At 33.5% G+C, this 15,177-nt stretch carries 30 protein-coding genes and 1 pseudogene; all 31 read right to left on the bottom strand.

Going from position 1 to position 15,177, the window contains the following annotated elements; translation table 11 throughout:
* Positions 1–65: 65 nt before the first annotated feature.
* Positions 66–686 carry a 30S ribosomal protein S4 gene (rpsD, locus tag Q0F58_RS00365; RefSeq protein WP_294370955.1) on the bottom strand — a complete coding sequence of 207 codons (621 nt, stop codon included), beginning with the start codon at positions 684–686 and terminating at the stop codon, positions 66–68.
* Between the two features lie 27 nt (positions 687–713).
* Positions 714–1,109 carry a 30S ribosomal protein S11 gene (gene rpsK / locus Q0F58_RS00370; protein ID WP_294370960.1) on the bottom strand — a complete coding sequence of 132 codons (396 nt, stop codon included), beginning with the start codon at positions 1,107–1,109 and terminating at the stop codon, positions 714–716.
* Positions 1,110–1,124: 15 nt separating this feature from the next.
* Entirely contained in the window at positions 1,125–1,493 is a 369-nt protein-coding gene (rpsM, locus tag Q0F58_RS00375; protein WP_294370961.1) for a 30S ribosomal protein S13, read from the bottom strand.
* A gap of 192 nt (positions 1,494–1,685) precedes the next feature.
* Entirely contained in the window at positions 1,686–1,799 is a 114-nt protein-coding gene (gene rpmJ, locus Q0F58_RS00380; protein ID WP_003156543.1) for a 50S ribosomal protein L36, read from the bottom strand.
* 55 nt (positions 1,800–1,854) lie between these two features.
* A complete protein-coding gene (gene infA, locus Q0F58_RS00385) occupies positions 1,855–2,073 on the bottom strand; it encodes a translation initiation factor IF-1 (RefSeq protein WP_002582630.1) in 219 nt (72 codons plus the stop codon).
* Positions 2,074–2,080: 7 nt separating this feature from the next.
* Positions 2,081–2,362 (bottom strand): hypothetical protein, encoded by a 282-nt coding sequence (locus Q0F58_RS00390; protein ID WP_294370967.1) that lies wholly within the window; start codon positions 2,360–2,362, stop codon positions 2,081–2,083.
* An 87-nt stretch (positions 2,363–2,449) separates the two neighbouring features.
* Positions 2,450–3,199 carry a type I methionyl aminopeptidase gene (gene map / locus Q0F58_RS00395; RefSeq protein ID WP_294370973.1) on the bottom strand — a complete coding sequence of 250 codons (750 nt, stop codon included), beginning with the start codon at positions 3,197–3,199 and terminating at the stop codon, positions 2,450–2,452.
* Positions 3,199–3,846: an adenylate kinase gene (locus Q0F58_RS00400; RefSeq protein WP_294370976.1), complete on the bottom strand. Its 648-nt coding sequence runs from the start codon at positions 3,844–3,846 to the stop codon at positions 3,199–3,201. Before Q0F58_RS00400 ends, map begins: the two co-directional genes overlap by 1 nt.
* A 36-nt stretch (positions 3,847–3,882) precedes the next feature.
* A complete protein-coding gene (secY, locus tag Q0F58_RS00405; protein ID WP_294370977.1) occupies positions 3,883–5,169 on the bottom strand; it encodes a preprotein translocase subunit SecY in 1,287 nt (428 codons plus the stop codon).
* A 1-nt stretch (position 5,170) separates the two neighbouring features.
* Entirely contained in the window at positions 5,171–5,611 is a 441-nt protein-coding gene (gene rplO / locus Q0F58_RS00410) for a 50S ribosomal protein L15 (protein WP_294370978.1), read from the bottom strand.
* Positions 5,612–5,632: 21 nt separating this feature from the next.
* Positions 5,633–5,812 carry a 50S ribosomal protein L30 gene (gene rpmD / locus Q0F58_RS00415; protein ID WP_294370981.1) on the bottom strand — a complete coding sequence of 60 codons (180 nt, stop codon included), beginning with the start codon at positions 5,810–5,812 and terminating at the stop codon, positions 5,633–5,635.
* 13 nt (positions 5,813–5,825) lie between these two features.
* Complete coding sequence (gene rpsE / locus Q0F58_RS00420) at positions 5,826–6,323, bottom strand: 30S ribosomal protein S5 (protein WP_294370985.1); 498 nt, start codon at positions 6,321–6,323, stop codon at positions 5,826–5,828.
* Positions 6,324–6,342: 19 nt separating this feature from the next.
* Positions 6,343–6,702 carry a 50S ribosomal protein L18 gene (rplR, locus tag Q0F58_RS00425; protein WP_294370988.1) on the bottom strand — a complete coding sequence of 120 codons (360 nt, stop codon included), beginning with the start codon at positions 6,700–6,702 and terminating at the stop codon, positions 6,343–6,345.
* 19 nt (positions 6,703–6,721) lie between these two features.
* Positions 6,722–7,264 carry a 50S ribosomal protein L6 gene (rplF, locus tag Q0F58_RS00430; protein WP_294370991.1) on the bottom strand — a complete coding sequence of 181 codons (543 nt, stop codon included), beginning with the start codon at positions 7,262–7,264 and terminating at the stop codon, positions 6,722–6,724.
* A gap of 70 nt (positions 7,265–7,334) precedes the next feature.
* Positions 7,335–7,733 carry a 30S ribosomal protein S8 gene (rpsH, locus tag Q0F58_RS00435; protein ID WP_294370994.1) on the bottom strand — a complete coding sequence of 133 codons (399 nt, stop codon included), beginning with the start codon at positions 7,731–7,733 and terminating at the stop codon, positions 7,335–7,337.
* A gap of 32 nt (positions 7,734–7,765) precedes the next feature.
* On the bottom strand, positions 7,766–7,951 hold the full coding sequence (locus Q0F58_RS00440; RefSeq protein ID WP_009167825.1) for a type Z 30S ribosomal protein S14: 186 nt from the start codon (positions 7,949–7,951) through the stop codon (positions 7,766–7,768).
* 16 nt (positions 7,952–7,967) lie between these two features.
* A complete protein-coding gene (gene rplE, locus Q0F58_RS00445; protein WP_294370996.1) occupies positions 7,968–8,507 on the bottom strand; it encodes a 50S ribosomal protein L5 in 540 nt (179 codons plus the stop codon).
* A 22-nt stretch (positions 8,508–8,529) separates the two neighbouring features.
* The gene (gene rplX / locus Q0F58_RS00450; protein ID WP_294371001.1) at positions 8,530–8,844 is read right to left on the bottom strand and encodes a 50S ribosomal protein L24; all 315 of its coding nucleotides are present in this window, start codon (positions 8,842–8,844) and stop codon (positions 8,530–8,532) included.
* 15 nt (positions 8,845–8,859) lie between these two features.
* Positions 8,860–9,228: a 50S ribosomal protein L14 gene (gene rplN, locus Q0F58_RS00455; protein ID WP_294371004.1), complete on the bottom strand. Its 369-nt coding sequence runs from the start codon at positions 9,226–9,228 to the stop codon at positions 8,860–8,862.
* A gap of 28 nt (positions 9,229–9,256) precedes the next feature.
* The gene (rpsQ, locus tag Q0F58_RS00460; RefSeq protein WP_294371008.1) at positions 9,257–9,511 is read right to left on the bottom strand and encodes a 30S ribosomal protein S17; all 255 of its coding nucleotides are present in this window, start codon (positions 9,509–9,511) and stop codon (positions 9,257–9,259) included.
* A 23-nt stretch (positions 9,512–9,534) separates the two neighbouring features.
* On the bottom strand, positions 9,535–9,747 hold the full coding sequence (gene rpmC, locus Q0F58_RS00465) for a 50S ribosomal protein L29 (protein WP_294371012.1): 213 nt from the start codon (positions 9,745–9,747) through the stop codon (positions 9,535–9,537).
* Positions 9,747–10,181, bottom strand: a complete 435-nt coding sequence (gene rplP / locus Q0F58_RS00470; RefSeq protein ID WP_294371014.1) for a 50S ribosomal protein L16 — start codon at positions 10,179–10,181, stop codon at positions 9,747–9,749. Before rplP ends, rpmC begins: the two co-directional genes overlap by 1 nt.
* Before the next feature lie 17 nt (positions 10,182–10,198).
* Positions 10,199–10,867, bottom strand: coding sequence for a 30S ribosomal protein S3 (gene rpsC, locus Q0F58_RS00475; RefSeq protein ID WP_294371016.1), 669 nt, complete (start codon positions 10,865–10,867; stop codon positions 10,199–10,201).
* 23 nt (positions 10,868–10,890) lie between these two features.
* On the bottom strand, positions 10,891–11,226 hold the full coding sequence (gene rplV, locus Q0F58_RS00480; RefSeq protein WP_294371019.1) for a 50S ribosomal protein L22: 336 nt from the start codon (positions 11,224–11,226) through the stop codon (positions 10,891–10,893).
* A gap of 21 nt (positions 11,227–11,247) precedes the next feature.
* A complete protein-coding gene (gene rpsS, locus Q0F58_RS00485) occupies positions 11,248–11,520 on the bottom strand; it encodes a 30S ribosomal protein S19 (protein ID WP_002582610.1) in 273 nt (90 codons plus the stop codon).
* Positions 11,521–11,582: 62 nt separating this feature from the next.
* Positions 11,583–12,413, bottom strand: coding sequence for a 50S ribosomal protein L2 (gene rplB / locus Q0F58_RS00490; RefSeq protein WP_294371021.1), 831 nt, complete (start codon positions 12,411–12,413; stop codon positions 11,583–11,585).
* 66 nt (positions 12,414–12,479) lie between these two features.
* Positions 12,480–12,776, bottom strand: coding sequence for a 50S ribosomal protein L23 (rplW, locus tag Q0F58_RS00495; protein WP_294371024.1), 297 nt, complete (start codon positions 12,774–12,776; stop codon positions 12,480–12,482).
* Positions 12,776–13,396, bottom strand: coding sequence for a 50S ribosomal protein L4 (gene rplD, locus Q0F58_RS00500; protein ID WP_294371026.1), 621 nt, complete (start codon positions 13,394–13,396; stop codon positions 12,776–12,778). Before rplD ends, rplW begins: the two co-directional genes overlap by 1 nt.
* Before the next feature lie 26 nt (positions 13,397–13,422).
* Entirely contained in the window at positions 13,423–14,052 is a 630-nt protein-coding gene (gene rplC / locus Q0F58_RS00505) for a 50S ribosomal protein L3 (RefSeq protein WP_294371028.1), read from the bottom strand.
* A gap of 72 nt (positions 14,053–14,124) precedes the next feature.
* Positions 14,125–14,433, bottom strand: a complete 309-nt coding sequence (gene rpsJ / locus Q0F58_RS00510) for a 30S ribosomal protein S10 (RefSeq protein WP_002582605.1) — start codon at positions 14,431–14,433, stop codon at positions 14,125–14,127.
* Between the two features lie 674 nt (positions 14,434–15,107).
* A pseudogene (locus tag Q0F58_RS00515) lies at positions 15,108–15,177 on the bottom strand (elongation factor Tu); the annotation flags it as partial.

Raw genomic sequence — 15,177 nt, forward strand, 5'->3', positions numbered from 1 at the left:
GGCAACTGATTCTATATTTGCATATATTGTGATAAATTTCTCTAATAAAAACAAATATATTAATATTATTTACTGTATAACTCAACAATAAGTGTTTCGTTAACAGGCACATCTATTTCTTCTCTTGATGGCACTGCTACAACTTTTCCTTCAAAGTTATCAACATTTGCTTCTAACCAAGCTGGTAAAGTTTTTGGGTTTTCAGCGAAAGTTTTGAACTTTTCAGTTCCTCTGCTCTTTTCGCATACAGTAATTACATCATTAACTGACACGCTGTATGAACAAATGTCAACTTTTTTACCATTTACTAAGAAATGACCATGAGTAACTAATTGTCTAGCTTCATTTCTTGATGCACCATAACCTAATCTGTAAACTACGTTATCAAGTCTCATTTCTAGTAATCTAAGTAAGTTTTCACCTGAAATACCTTTCATGTGTTCAGCTTTTTCATAATATGCTCTAAATTGGCTTTCTAATACGCCATAAATTCTTTTTGCCTTTTGCTTTTCTCTTAATTGAACTCCATATCCAGAGATCTTCTTTTTGTTAGCTCCATGTTGTCCTGGTGCGTAGCTTCTTCTAACAAATGCACATTTGTCAGTAAAACATCTGTCACCTTTAAGGAAAAGTTTCATACCTTCTCTTCTACATAATCTACATGTAGCGCCAGTATATCTTGCCATTAAATTACACCTCCTATTACGGTTAGACTAGACTCTTCTTCTCTTTGGTGGTCTACAACCATTATGTGGGATTGGAGTAACATCTTTAATTAATGTTACTTCTAAGCCTGCTGCTTGTAAGGATCTGATAGCTGCTTCTCTTCCTGAACCAGGTCCTTTAACATAAACTTCTATACTTTTTAAGCCGTGTTCCATAGCTGCCTTTGCTGCAGTTTCAGCTGCCATTTGTGCTGCAAATGGAGTGCTCTTCTTTGATCCTCTAAATCCTAGTGCACCTGCACTTGACCATGATAAAGCATTACCTACTGCATCTGTTAAAGTAACTATTGAATTGTTAAAAGTTGACTTAATGTGCGCAGCACCATGCTCAACGTTTTTTCTTTCTTTTCTTCTTCTAGTCTTTTTGACTTTTTGAGCTGCCATTATCTTACCTCCTTACTATTTCTTCTTATTTGCTATTGTCTTTTTAGGACCTTTTCTTGTTCTAGCATTAGTCTTAGTTTTTTGTCCTCTTACTGGAAGACCTTTTCTATGTCTAATTCCTCTGTATGATCCTATTTCTATTAATCTCTTAATGTTTAAAGCAACATCTCTTCTTAAGTCACCTTCAACAGTTAAGTTTTTGTTTATATAAGTTCTAATTTCATTAACTTCTTCTTCTGATAAATCCTTAACTCTTGTATCTGGATTAATTCCTGTTACAGCTAAGATTTTTTGTGAAGTTGATAAACCTATTCCATAGATATAAGTTAAACCTATTTCAACTCTTTTTTCTCTTGGTAGGTCAACGCCTGCTATTCTTGCCATTGAAATTTACACCTCCTGATGATTGAAATGTTTTTATTTATTTTATATATATTAAAATTTTAGGCCAATAGAGTCTTCCATTGTCAGCCGCCCTAAAATATTTTCGATTAATTAAACGACTATATAATCATATTTGACTTTTGCTGAATTGTCAATATCATTTATTACAAAATAATACTGTTTATGTGATTGTTAGCCTTGTTTTTGTTTGTGCTTAGGATTTTCACAGATTACCATAACTTTTCCTTTTCTTCTGATAACCTTGCACTTTTCACAAATAGGCTTAACTGATGGTCTTACTTTCATAGCTAACCCTCCTCATATTACTTTTGTGGTAGATATATTAATGAGTAATTCTACCTTATTTAGCTCTCCATGTAATTCTACCTCTTGTTAAATCATATGGTGAAAGCTCTACTGTAACTTTATCACCAGGCAGAATTCTTATGAAGTTCATTCTTAATTTACCTGATATATGTGCTAGTATCTTATGTCCGCTTTCAAGTTCAACTTGGAACATTGCATTTGGTAAAGATTCTAGAACTGTACCTTGCATTTCTATAACATCATCTTTTGACATAAGGTAATCAACCCTCCTTAACAATGCCTCTAACTTTTAGGAATCTTTTTATCTTCAAATCTGTACTCTTATCGCATGATCTTATCGATGATAATAATTCTTCATCTATATTTTCTAAAATAATTAAGTGTTTAATCTTTTTCTTCTTAGGCATATTTATTGATTTTGTATCCCCATTAGCAAGCAATACATAATCATTATCTATCTGCCTAACAACAACATATAAATGATTCATATCTCTTCCTGCTTTTGAAAGTACTACTTTTCCAATCAAGTCATTGTTTTGCAAATTTTTCACCTCTATGATTACCTTAGTATAAATTAACACTACCACAATGGTATTATGCAAATTTATAACTAAGCAACACTCTTTTTTCTACTTAATCAGTGTCAATATTTCAGGTCCATCTGATAAAATTGCAACTGTATTTTCATAATGCGCTGATAAACAACTATCTGCTGTCACAACTGTCCATCTGTCTTTTAAAGTTCTTACTTTATGAGTTCCTGCATTAACCATAGGTTCTATAGCCAATACCATTCCCTCAAGTAACTTTGGACCTCTACCGGATTTACCAAAATTAGGCACATTAGGATCTTCATGAACATTACGTCCAATTCCGTGTCCTACAAAGTCTCTTACAACTGAGAAACCTGCTGCTTCTACGTAGCTTTGTATTTCATGAGATATATCACTTAATCTATTCCCTATCTTAGCATGTTTTATACCTTCAAAGAAACTTTCTTTAGTAATATTTATTAACCTCTGAGCTTCATTTGAAACTTCTCCTACTGGAAATGTTCTAGCCGCATCTCCATGAAATCCATCTATATATGCTCCACAGTCGATACTAACAATATCTCCTTCTTTTAGAACATAGTTTCCTGGAAAACCATGAATTACTTGCTCATTAACTGAAATACATAGTGACGAAGGAAAACCATATAAGCCTTTAAATGAAGGTTTTGCTCCATGCTTAGTTATAAATTCTTCTGCCATTATATCTAACTCGGCAGTTGTAACACCGGGTTTTACCTCTTTTTCGAGCAATAGCAATGTTTCTCCTACTATTTTGCCTGCTTTTCTCATTAGGGCTATTTCATCATTATTTTTATAAATAATCATTAGTTATTCCCCAATATTTCGCATATTCCTCTGAAAACTTCGTTTATAGCTTTAGTACCATCTACTTCTGAAAGCAATTTCTTGTTACCATAAAAATCGATTAATGGTTGTGTTTCTTTTTCGTATACATCAAGTCTTTCTTTTACAGTTTCTACTGTATCGTCTTTTCTTTGTATAACTTCACTTCCACATAAATCACATTTTCCTTCATTTGTTGGAGGATTGAATTTTACATGATAACTTGCTCCACATGATGGACATACTCTTCTTCCAGTCATTCTTTCTAAAATGAATTCATTAGGTACTTTTATTAATAATGCAGTATCTAATTGTTCTCCTCTTTCAACAAGAAAACTGTCTAGAGCTTCAGCTTGAGCCACAGTTCTAGGAAAACCATCTAATAAATATCCTGCTTTACAATCTTCCTGTTGAAGTCTATCTTTAACCATGTTAATTGTAACTTCATCTGGTACTAATTGTCCGTTATCCATATAACTTTTTGCTTCTACCCCTAAAGGAGTGTTTTCAGAAATGTTTTTTCTAAAAATATCTCCTGTAGAAATATGGGGTATAGAATACTTATTACTAATTGATTTAGCCTGTGTTCCCTTTCCAGCTCCAGGAGGACCTAGTAATACTATCTTCACTGGCTTCATCTCCATTTATTTAAATCTATTTTCTATCTATTTAAGAAATCCCTTATAGTGTCTTACCACCATTTGTGATTCTACTTTTCTAGTAAAATCTAATGCAACATTTATAACGATCAATAATGCGGTCCCTGAAAAAGCTGTATTTTGAAATGCTGTGTAATTGTCTATCATTACTGGTGTTACAGCAAGTATTGCTGCTAAAATACCTCCAATAAATGACAATCTATTAAGAACACTTTCAAAATATCTTTCAGTTTCTTCTCCTGGTCTTACTCCTGGTACAAATCCAGCAGATTTGTGTAAATTCTCTGCCATTTCATCTGGCTTGAAAGTTATTAAAGTGTAGAACCAATTGAAAAATACTGTTAATATTGCATACACTACTACATATGACCAGCTTTTTTGATTGAATACACAAGTCGGATTAGTTAAAATCCATTTAGCCCATTCTTTATCGCCACCGAATAATGTTGCTATTGTCTTTGGAAATTCCATTACTGACATTGAGAATATAATAGCAAGTACTGCTGATCCAATAACGCTTAATGGAATATTTGAATTTTGAGCTTTTACCATAGCAGCATTTCCACCAGCGAATTTTCCTGCATATTGTACAGGTATTCTTCTTTCTGATAATGAGAAAAATAATACTGCTGCAAGTAAAAATACAATAAATACTCCAAATAGCACTATTTCTACTATGCTTGCACTTCCTGCTTCTTTAAGAGTCATCATTGAAGCAATTGTTGTTGGAACTCTTGAAATTATATTAACAAAAATCAATACTGAAGTACCATTTCCGATTCCCTTAACTGTAAGTTGGTCACCCAACCACATACAAAAAGTTGTACCTACTACCAATGAGAAAATTGCAACAACTTTACTCATAGTATTTAATCCAACTGCTCCTCCACTATTAGAAATCATAGCAAATGATCCATAAGCAAGAACAAATGCTATTGCAAGAGATACATAACGAGTCAAGTTTTGTATCTTTTTTCTTCCTGTTTCGCCTTCTTTAGAAAGCTGTTCTAGCTGGGGAATAGCAACTGTTAATAATTGAATTATTATCGATGCATTAATGTATGGCATAACTCCTAGTGCCAATATACTAGATCTACTGAATGCACCTCCGGAAATCATATCATAGAATCCTAATAGACCACCTGATTCACTAAGACTCTTTAAATAATCAGAGTTAATTCCAGGAACAGGAATATAACTTCCCATCCTGAAAACTGCAACTAGTAATATTGTCCATAAGATTTTTTTCCTAAGTTCAGGAACTTTAAATGCATTACGTAGGGTTTGAAGCACGTTACATCACCTCAACTTTTCCCCCAGCTGCTTCAATTTTTTCTATAGCAGACTTAGAGAACTTGCATCCTTTAACTGTTAAGCTTTTTTCTAATGTTCCGTTTCCAAGAATTTTTACTCCATCTAATACTTTACTTACAACTCTTCTTTCAAGTAAAACTTCTGGAGTTATTTCTGTACCATTTTCAAAGATATTTAATCTATCAACATTGATACAAACAAATTCTTTACTGAAAGGATTAGTAAATCCTCTCTTAGGTAATCTTCTGAATAAAGGCATTTGTCCTCCTTCAAAACCAGGTCTTACTCCACCACCTGATCTTGCGTTTTGACCTTTTTCACCTTTACCAGCATTTCTTCCTAATCCTGAACCTGTACCTCTACCGATTCTCTTAGGTGCTTTTTTGCTACCTGCTGCTGGTTTTAATTCGTGAAGTTTCATTCTAGTGCACCTCCTTATTTATTATACTTCTTCTACCTTTAATAAGTAATCTATCTTTTTAATCATACCATTGATAGCATCATTAGTTTCAACTTCAACAGTATTTCTTATTTTTTTAAGTCCAAGAGCATTTGCAGTAGCAATATGGTCTTTCTTTCTACCTATTAAGCTCTTAACTAATGTAACTTTTACTTTAGCCATTCTGCAAAACCTCCTAACCTAATATTTCTTCTACAGATTTGCCTCTTAATCTAGCAATATCTTCTGCAGTTCTTAAGTTTGCTAATCCATTGATTGTAGCTCTTACCATGTTATTTGGATTATTAGAACCTAATGATTTAGCTCTTACATCCTTTAATCCTGCTAATTCTAATACAGCTCTTGCTGGACCACCAGCGATAACTCCTGTACCTTCTTTAGCTGGCATAATTAGAACATCAGCAGTTCCAAATTCACCGTGTATTTCATGAGGAACAGTTGTTCCAACCATTGAAACACTTACTAAGTTCTTCTTAGCATCTTCTATTCCTTTTTTGATTGCTTCTGGAATTTCGATAGATTTACCCATTCCAACGCCTACGTGTCCGTTTTCGTCTCCGACAACAACTAATGCGCTGAATCTAAAGTTTCTACCACCTTTAACAACCTTAGTAACTCTGTTTATGAAAACAACCTTTTCTTTAAGGTCTAGTGTACTAGGATCGATTCTCATTTATTTCCCTCCTCGTTAATTAGAATTTTAAGCCTGCTTCTCTAGCAGCTTCTGCTAATTCTTGAACTCTTCCGTGATATACGTATCCACCTCTGTCGAATACTACTTCTTGAATTCCTTTTTCTATAGCTCTTTTTGCAACTGCTTCTCCAACAAGTTTAGCGCCTTCTTTGTTTCCACCTTTAGCAGCGAAATCTTTATCTAAGCTTGAAGCAGCTACTAATGTAACACCGTTTATATCATCAATAACTTGTGCATATATATTCTTTTCACTCTTGAATACTGAAAGTCTTGGTCTTTCAGCAGTTCCAGAAATTTTCTTACGAACTCTAAGGTGACGTTTTGCTCTGCTTGCTTTTTTGTCTGCCTTTTTGAACATATAGAGTCACTCCTTCCTATTATTTCTTACCAGTTTTACCTTCTTTACGTCTGATAACTTCATTTTCGTACTTGATTCCTTTGCCCTTATATGGTTCAGGTAATCTCCATTTTCTTATATCAGCTGCAGCGAATCCAACTTTTTCTTTGTCGATTCCTTTAACAACTACTTTAGTTGCAGCTGGAGTTTCGAAAGTGATTCCATCAATAGGTTCTATTTCAACTGGATGTGAATATCCAAGGTTCATTACAAGCTTCTTACCTTGTAATTGAGCTCTATAACCAACACCAACTAAATCTAAAGTCTTTTGGTAACCTTCTTTAACTCCAATTACCATATTATTAATTAATGCTCTTGTTAAACCATGAAGAGCTCTATGTTCTTTTTGATCACTATGTCTAGTAACAATTACTTCATTGTTTTCAACAGCTATGCTTATATCTTTGTGCATAGTTTTAACTAATTCACCCTTTGGTCCCTTAACTGTAACAACGTTGTCTGGTGTTACAGTAACAGTTACATCAGCAGGAATAGCTATTGGTAATCTACCTACTCTTGACATAATTGCACCTCCTGTATTATTTAAATTGCTTTAAATACAATTATCTTTACTTTTTGAATTTATATAAATACTACCAAACGTAGCAGATAACTTCTCCACCTAAACCGTTCTTTCTAGCTTCTCTGTCAACCATTATTCCTTTTGAAGTAGAAACAACAGCAATACCTAATCCATTAAGAACCTTTGGTACTTCATCTTTCTTACAGTAAACTCTTAAACCTGGCTTAGAAATTCTCTTAATACCAGTTATAACTCTTTCTTTGTTAGCTCCATATTTAAGAGATAATCTTAACATTGGAACAACACCGTCGTTATATTCATTTATTTCTTTGATATAACCCTCTTGTAATAATATATTTGCAATTTCCTTCTTTACGTTTGAAGAAGGTACTTCTACCACTTCATGTCTTACAGCATTAGCATTTCTTACACGAGTTAATAAATCTGCTATAGGATCTGTCATAACCATTTAATGTGCCTCCTTTCGTTACAATCGTTATATTACCAAGATGCTTTTCTACAACCTGGAATTTCGCCCTTATAAGCAAGTTCTCTGAAACAAATACGGCATACTCCGTATTTTTTTAATACAGCATGTGGTCTTCCACATATTCTACATCTTGTATAAGCTCTTGTTTTATATTTAGGAGTTTTGCTCCACTTTTCAATAATAGCTTTACGTGCCATTGTGTTCCCTCCTTAATTATTGAGCAAATGGCATTCCAAGGAATCTTAATAATTCCCTAGCTTCTTCATCAGTGTTAGCTGATGTTACGAAGATTACATCCATTCCTCTTACTTTATCTATTTTATCATATTCGATTTCTGGGAATATTAATTGTTCTTTAATTCCTAATGAATAGTTTCCTCTACCATCGAATGCTTTGCTTGAAACTCCTCTGAAGTCTCTAACTCTTGGTAAAGCAATATTCATTAACTTATCAGCAAATTCGAACATTTGAGCTTTTCTTAGAGTAACTTTACATCCTATTGGCATGTTTTCTCTAATTTTGAAGTTAGCTACTGAATTCTTAGCTCTAGTTAAAATAGGTTTTTGACCTGCAATTAAAGTTAAGTCAGCAACAGCTGATTCTAAAACCTTTTGGTTTTCTTTAGCTTCTCCAACTCCCATGTTGATTACGATTTTTTCCAGTTTTGGAACTTCCATTATATTCTTGTATCCGAACTTTTCAATCATAGCTGGAACTACTTCTTTTACGTATTTTTCTTGAAGTCTTGTCATATTAGTTACCTCCTTTCAAAAATTAGAATGTTTCTCCGCATTTTTTGCAAACTCTAACTTTAGTACCATCTTCTAAGATTTTGTTACTAATTCTAGTTGCATTTTTGCACTTGTTACAATATAACATAACTTTTGAACTATTGATAGCTGCTTCTTTTTCAATTATAGCGCTTTCAAGTTGACTTCTGTTAGCTTTTTGATGTTTCTTTACTATATTAACTCCTTGAACAAGAACTTTTCCTGTCTTTGGATATGCTTTTAAAACTTCACCAGTCTTGCCTTTATCTTTACCAGAAACGACAATAACTGTATCATTCTTTCTTACATGTATTTTCAAGTTAGACACCTCCTCTTATAGAACTTCTGGTGCTAATGATAATATTTTATTAAATTCTTTATCTCTTAGCTCCCTAGCAACAGGTCCGAAAATACGAGTTCCTCTTGGTTGCTTATCTTCTTTGATTATAACTGCTGCGTTTTCGTCAAATTTGATGTATGAACCATCCGCTCTTCTTACACCTCTAACTGATCTAACTACAACAGCCTTTACAACTTCACCTTTTTTAACAACTCCACCTGGTGTTGCACTTTTAACGCTAGCTACTATAACATCACCGATGTTACCAAACTTTCTCTTAGATCCGCCTAAGACTCTGATACACATAATTTCTTTTGCACCTGAATTATCTGCAACCTTTAATAATGTTTGTTGTTGTATCATTGAATTACCCTCCTTTCAGCCTTAACGCTTATTTAGCTTTTTCAATTATTTCAACAAGTCTCCATCTCTTATCTTTAGATAAAGGTCTAGTTTCCATTATTGATACTCTATCATTAATTTTAGCTTCATTATTTTCATCATGAACTTTGAACTTAGTAGTTCTGTTAACAGTTTTTCCGTATAGTGGATGTCTTACCTTAGTTTCAACTGCAACTACGATAGTCTTTTCCATTTTATCAGAAACAACTCTACCGATTCTCTTTTTTCTTAAAGCTCTTTCCATTAGGAAATACCTCCTTCCAACTCTTATTGTTCCAATGCTCTTAATTCTTCTTCTCTTAAGATGGTTTTTATTTGGGCTATAGACTTCTTAACTTCTCTTATTCTCATTGGATTTTCTAATTGTCCTGTAGCTAATTGAAATCTTAAGTTAAATAATTCAGCTTTAAGATCTCCTAACTTAACTGCTAATTCTTGAGGATTGCTTGATTTTAATTCTTTTAATTCTCTAGCCTTCATTATCTTTCACCACCCATTTCCTCAAAATCTCTCTTTGTAACAAACTTTGTTTTTACAGGAAGTTTATGTGAAGCAAGTCTCATTGCTTCTCTTGCAGTTTCTTCTGCAACTCCAGATAATTCGAATAATACTCTACCTGGTTTAACTACTGCTACCCAGTATTCTGGTGAACCTTTTCCGGAACCCATTCTTGTTCCAGCTGGTTGTACTGTAACTGGTTTATCTGGGAAAATCTTTATCCAAAGTTTTCCTCCTCTTTTAATGTATCTATTGATAGCAATTCTGGCAGATTCTATTTGGTTACTAGTAATCCATCCGCAAGTTGTTGCTTGAATACCGTAATCTCCATAAGCTAAGAAATTACCTCTAGTAGCTTTACCTTTCATTCTACCACGATGTACCTTACGATGTTTAACCCTCTTAGGCATTAACATAATTTATTCCTCCTTTCTTATGCTTCAGCCTCTTCCTTTTCTACTACTTTCTTAGTTGGAAGAACTTCTCCATTGTATACCCAAACCTTAACTCCGATTTTACCGTATGTTGTATCTGCTTCTGCAAATCCATAATCGATATCAGCTCTTAATGTTTGTAGTGGAATTGTTCCTTCATGGTATTGTTCAGTTCTAGCGATTTCAGCTCCGCCTAATCTTCCTGAACATGCAGTTTTAACACCTTTAATACCATGTTTCATAGCTCTTTGCATTGTTTGCTTCATAGCTCTTCTAAATGATATTCTCTTTTCTAATTGTGCTGCAATGTTTTCAGCCATTAATTGTGCATCAGCTTCTGCACTCTTAACTTCAACTATGTTTATTAAAACATTTTTGTTGCTTACGAATGAAGTTAACTTATTCTTTAAAGCTTCGATTCCAGCTCCACCTTTTCCTATAATTACTCCAGGTTTAGCTGTATATATGTTTAATTTAACTCTCTTAGCAGCTCTTTCGATTTCTATTTTAGAAATACCAGCTGAGAATAGTTCTTTTTTAACAAATTTTCTAATCTTGTTATCTTCTACAAGATTGTCTGCAAAATTCTTTTTATTAGCATACCATTTTGCATCCCATTCTTTGATGACACCTACTCTTAGGCCATGAGGATTTACTTTTTGACCCACTTGCGTTTCCCTCCTTCTATAAACTAAGCTCTTTCTTTAACAATTACTGTTATATTGCTTGTTTTCTTTAATATTTTAAATGCTCTACCTTGTGCATGTGGTTGGAATCTCTTTAAAGTTGACCCTTGACCTACGAAACACTCAGAAACATATAAATTATCAGCATTTAGTTCTAAATTATTTTCTGCATTTGCAACAGCTGATTTTAATACTTTGTTAATTACTACTGCTGCTTCTCTTGGAGTGTATTGTAAAATAGCAAAAGCTTCATTAACATTTTTTCCTCTTATTAAATCAAGAACTACTCCTACCTTTGTTGGAGACATTCTAACATATTTTGCTATAGCTCTAGCTTCCATTTAATGATCCTCCTTTCCAGGCTATCTCTTTGATGTTTTATCGTCGTGACCTTTGTAAGTTCTAGTTAATACGAATTCACCTAACTTATGGCCAACCATATCTTCTGATACATATACAGGTACATGTTTTCTTCCATCATGAACTGCAATTGTGTGTCCTATGAATTGTGGGAAGATTGTTGAACTTCTTGACCAAGTCTTTACAACCTTTTTATCTCCGCTTGCGTTCATTTCTTCTATCTTTTTGAAAAGTCCTTCATGAACAAAAGGTGCTTTCTTTGTTGATCTACTCACTAAATATGCCTCCCTTCATAAATACGAAGTCCTAGCAGTGAAGAGAATTCATTCTCCTCACACTATTTTCTTCTATCTTTGATAATGAATCTATCAGAATACTTCTTAGTCTTTCTAGTCTTATATCCAAGTGCTGGTTTACCCCATGGAGTAACTGGACTTGGTCTACCAACTGGTGATTTACCTTCACCACCACCATGAGGGTGATCATTAGGGTTCATAACAGAACCTCTTACTGTTGGTCTCCATCCCATATGTCTCTTTCTACCTGCTTTACCGATATTAACAATATCGTTAGTAGCATTTGAAAGTGTTCCGATTGTAGCTCTACATTCGATTCTTACGTATCTCATTTCACCTGATGGTAATCTTAGAGTAGCGTAATCTCCTTCTTTAGCCATTAATTGTGCTGAGTTACCTGCAGCTCTTACTAATTGACCGCCTTTTCCTCTTTGTAATTCAATATTGTGAATTACTGTACCTACTGGTATATTCTTTAATGGAAGAGCATTACCTGGCTTGATATCAGCGTTTGCACCTGATTCAACTACATCTCCAACTTTTAATCCAGCTGGTGCAAGGATATATCTCTTTTCTCCATCTGCATATACAACTAAAGCAATATATGCTGTTCTGTTTGGATCATATTCTATTGTAGCAACTTTTGCTGGAATATCATCCTTGTTTCTTTTGAAATCTATTATTCTATATTTTCTCTTAGCACCGCCACCACGATGTCTAACAGTAATTTTACCTTGAGCATTTCTACCTGCTTTACTCTTTAAAGCAACAAGAAGTGACTTTTCTGGTGATTGTGAAGTTATTTCTTCAAATGTAGGCATAGTCATTTGTCTTCTTGATGGTGTTATAGGGTTAAACTTTTTAACTGCCATTGTAAAATTCCCTCCTTCTTTAAGCTTCTCTGGTGATCATTCACCAATAATTACTTTATTTTAATACTATTGCATTCCTTCGAAGAATTCGATTGCGTTGCTATCTTCTTTTAAAGTTACGATAGCTTTCTTGTAGTCAGCTCTCTTTCCTACATGTACGCCCATTCTCTTAGTTTTTCCTATACCGTTTATAGTATTAACTGATTCAACAGTTACGTTGAATACTTCTTCCACAGCTCTCTTTATTTGAGATTTGTTTGCATCAACATGAACTATGAAAGTGTACTTTTTGTCGGCCATAGATGCCATAGTCTTTTCAGTTATAACTGGCTTTCTGATTATATCATGGCTTGTTAATTTCATTATGCGTACACCTCCTCAATTTTTGATACAGCATCTTTAGTCATGATTACTTTATCATATTTTAATAAATCATAAACATTGATGTTGTTTGCTGGAATAACGCTTACTCCTTGGATGTTTCTAGCTGATTTGTATACAGCTTCATTTGATTCTGCAGTGATGATTAAAGCCTTAGGTGCTTCTAAAGCATTTAACATTGCTACTACATTTTTAGTTTTTGGAGCTTCGAAATTTAATGATTCAAGAACGATCATAGCATTATCTTGAACTTTGCTAGTTAAAGCAGATTTCATAGCTACCTTTCTCATACTCTTTGGAGTAGAAACTCTGTAATCTCTTGGCTTTGGTGCGAATACTATACCACCTTTGATCCATTGAGGTGCTCTGATAGAACCTTGTCTTGCTCTTCCAGTTCCTTTTTGTCTCCAAGGCTTGATTCCGCCTCCTCTAACTTCAGATCTAGTCTTAGTTGATTGAGTTCCTTGTCTCTTGTTAGCTAATAATGCAACTACTACTTGGTGTAATGCATATTGGTTAACTTCAGTTGCGAATACGCTTTCGTTAAGTTCCATATCTGAAACTTTTTTTCCTTCTATATTATATACTCCTACTGTAGGCATTCTAATTTCCTCCTTTCTTCGTTAAATTAAGCTCTAACTGTATTTTTAATTACTACTGTACCTTTGTTAGGTCCTGGGATACCACCCTTGATTAGTATTAAATTCTTTTCAGCTATTACTTTAACTACTTGTAAATTAAGTACTGTTGTATTAACAGATCCCATATGTCCTGGCATTCTCTTGTTCTTGAATGTTCTTGATGGATCTGATGAAGCTCCCATAGAACCTGGTGCTCTGTGGAACTTAGAACCGTGAGTCATTGGTCCTCTTTGTTGGTTCCATCTCTTAATAGCTCCTTGGAATCCCTTTCCTTTTGATACTGCAGATACATCTACCTTATCTCCTGCTTCAAATACATCAGCTTTTATTTCTTGACCAACTTCATAAGAAGCTGCATCTTCTAATCTGAATTCTTTAAGAGTTCTTCTTACAGAAACTCCTGCTTTAGCAAATTGACCTTTTTTAGGCTTATTAGCTAATTTTTCTCTTATTTCTTCGAAACCAACTTGTATTGCTTCATAACCATCATTTTCTAATGTCTTCTTTTGAACAACAACACATGGGCCAGCTTCTACTACAGTTACAGGAACTACTTTACCATTTTCATCGAAAATTTGAGTCATTCCTATTTTCTTACCTATTATAGCTTTTTTCATGTATTTACACCTCCCAAACTAATTAGCGGATTGTACGCAATCATAAATAGTCGTTTTAAATAATTTCCAGTATTATAGTTTGATTTCTATATCAACACCAGCTGGAAGATTTAATCTCATTAAAGCATCAACAGTTTTTGGTGATGGATTAACGATGTCGATTAATCTCTTATGAGTTCTGATTTCAAATTGTTCTCTTGAATCTTTGTATTTGTGAACCGCTCTTAATATTGTAACAACATCTTTTTCAGTTGGTAGTGGTACTGGCCCTACAACCTTAGCTCCTGAAGTTTTTGCAGTTTCAACGATTTTTTCAGCAGATTGATCTAATATTGTGTGATCAAAAGCTTTTAATCTTATTCTTATTTTTTGCTTTGACATTTCATTTCCCTCCTTTTATGTACGTTTTACTTCGTAACGCACAACAGCGGTTATCTGTAAACTGTTCCAGGTGTTTCATAAGTACCCGATTAAATTTACAAGCCCTGTCGTCGGATTCTAGATCCAAACTTACTCATCAAGAATTCCCCGGAAGTCCGGCAACCTCTTGAATCTTCGCTGTATGCTATGCAACTTCTTTATTATACTATTATTTTTTATTTTTTTCAAGTTTTTTTTGATTTTTTATGTTTGAAAAATCAACTATCTACTTGAATTCACTTTTATTATTGTAATGTTATATTATGAAAATTTCAATATATTCTTTTAAAAATTTCGTCCTTTTTTTCATCATAATAAGCAAAATTTATTCTATAATAATTTTTGTTTTAGACATTTATCTGCGATTTCATATTTTTTTCACACACTTCTTATATTTTATCATCTATATTTTCTTATTTCAATCATAAAATTAAGTTATGCTTCTTTTTATGAATTCTATAAATATAACAATTTCATTTTAATAATAATATTGTTTTTACACTAATTTTTAATAAAAATTCTTAATTTTTAAAATTTTCAATAAATTTATCTAATTTATTACACTATACATATTTATACACAGACGTAAAAAAAGCAGGGATATTTCCCTGCTTTTACATTAAAAATGTTTACTACTATTCAACTATCTTAGTAACAACTCCTGAACCTACAGTTCTTCCACCTTCTCTGATAGCGAATCTTAAT

Source organism: uncultured Clostridium sp., assembly GCF_934754915.1.
Classification (GTDB): domain Bacteria; phylum Bacillota; class Clostridia; order Clostridiales; family Clostridiaceae; genus Clostridium.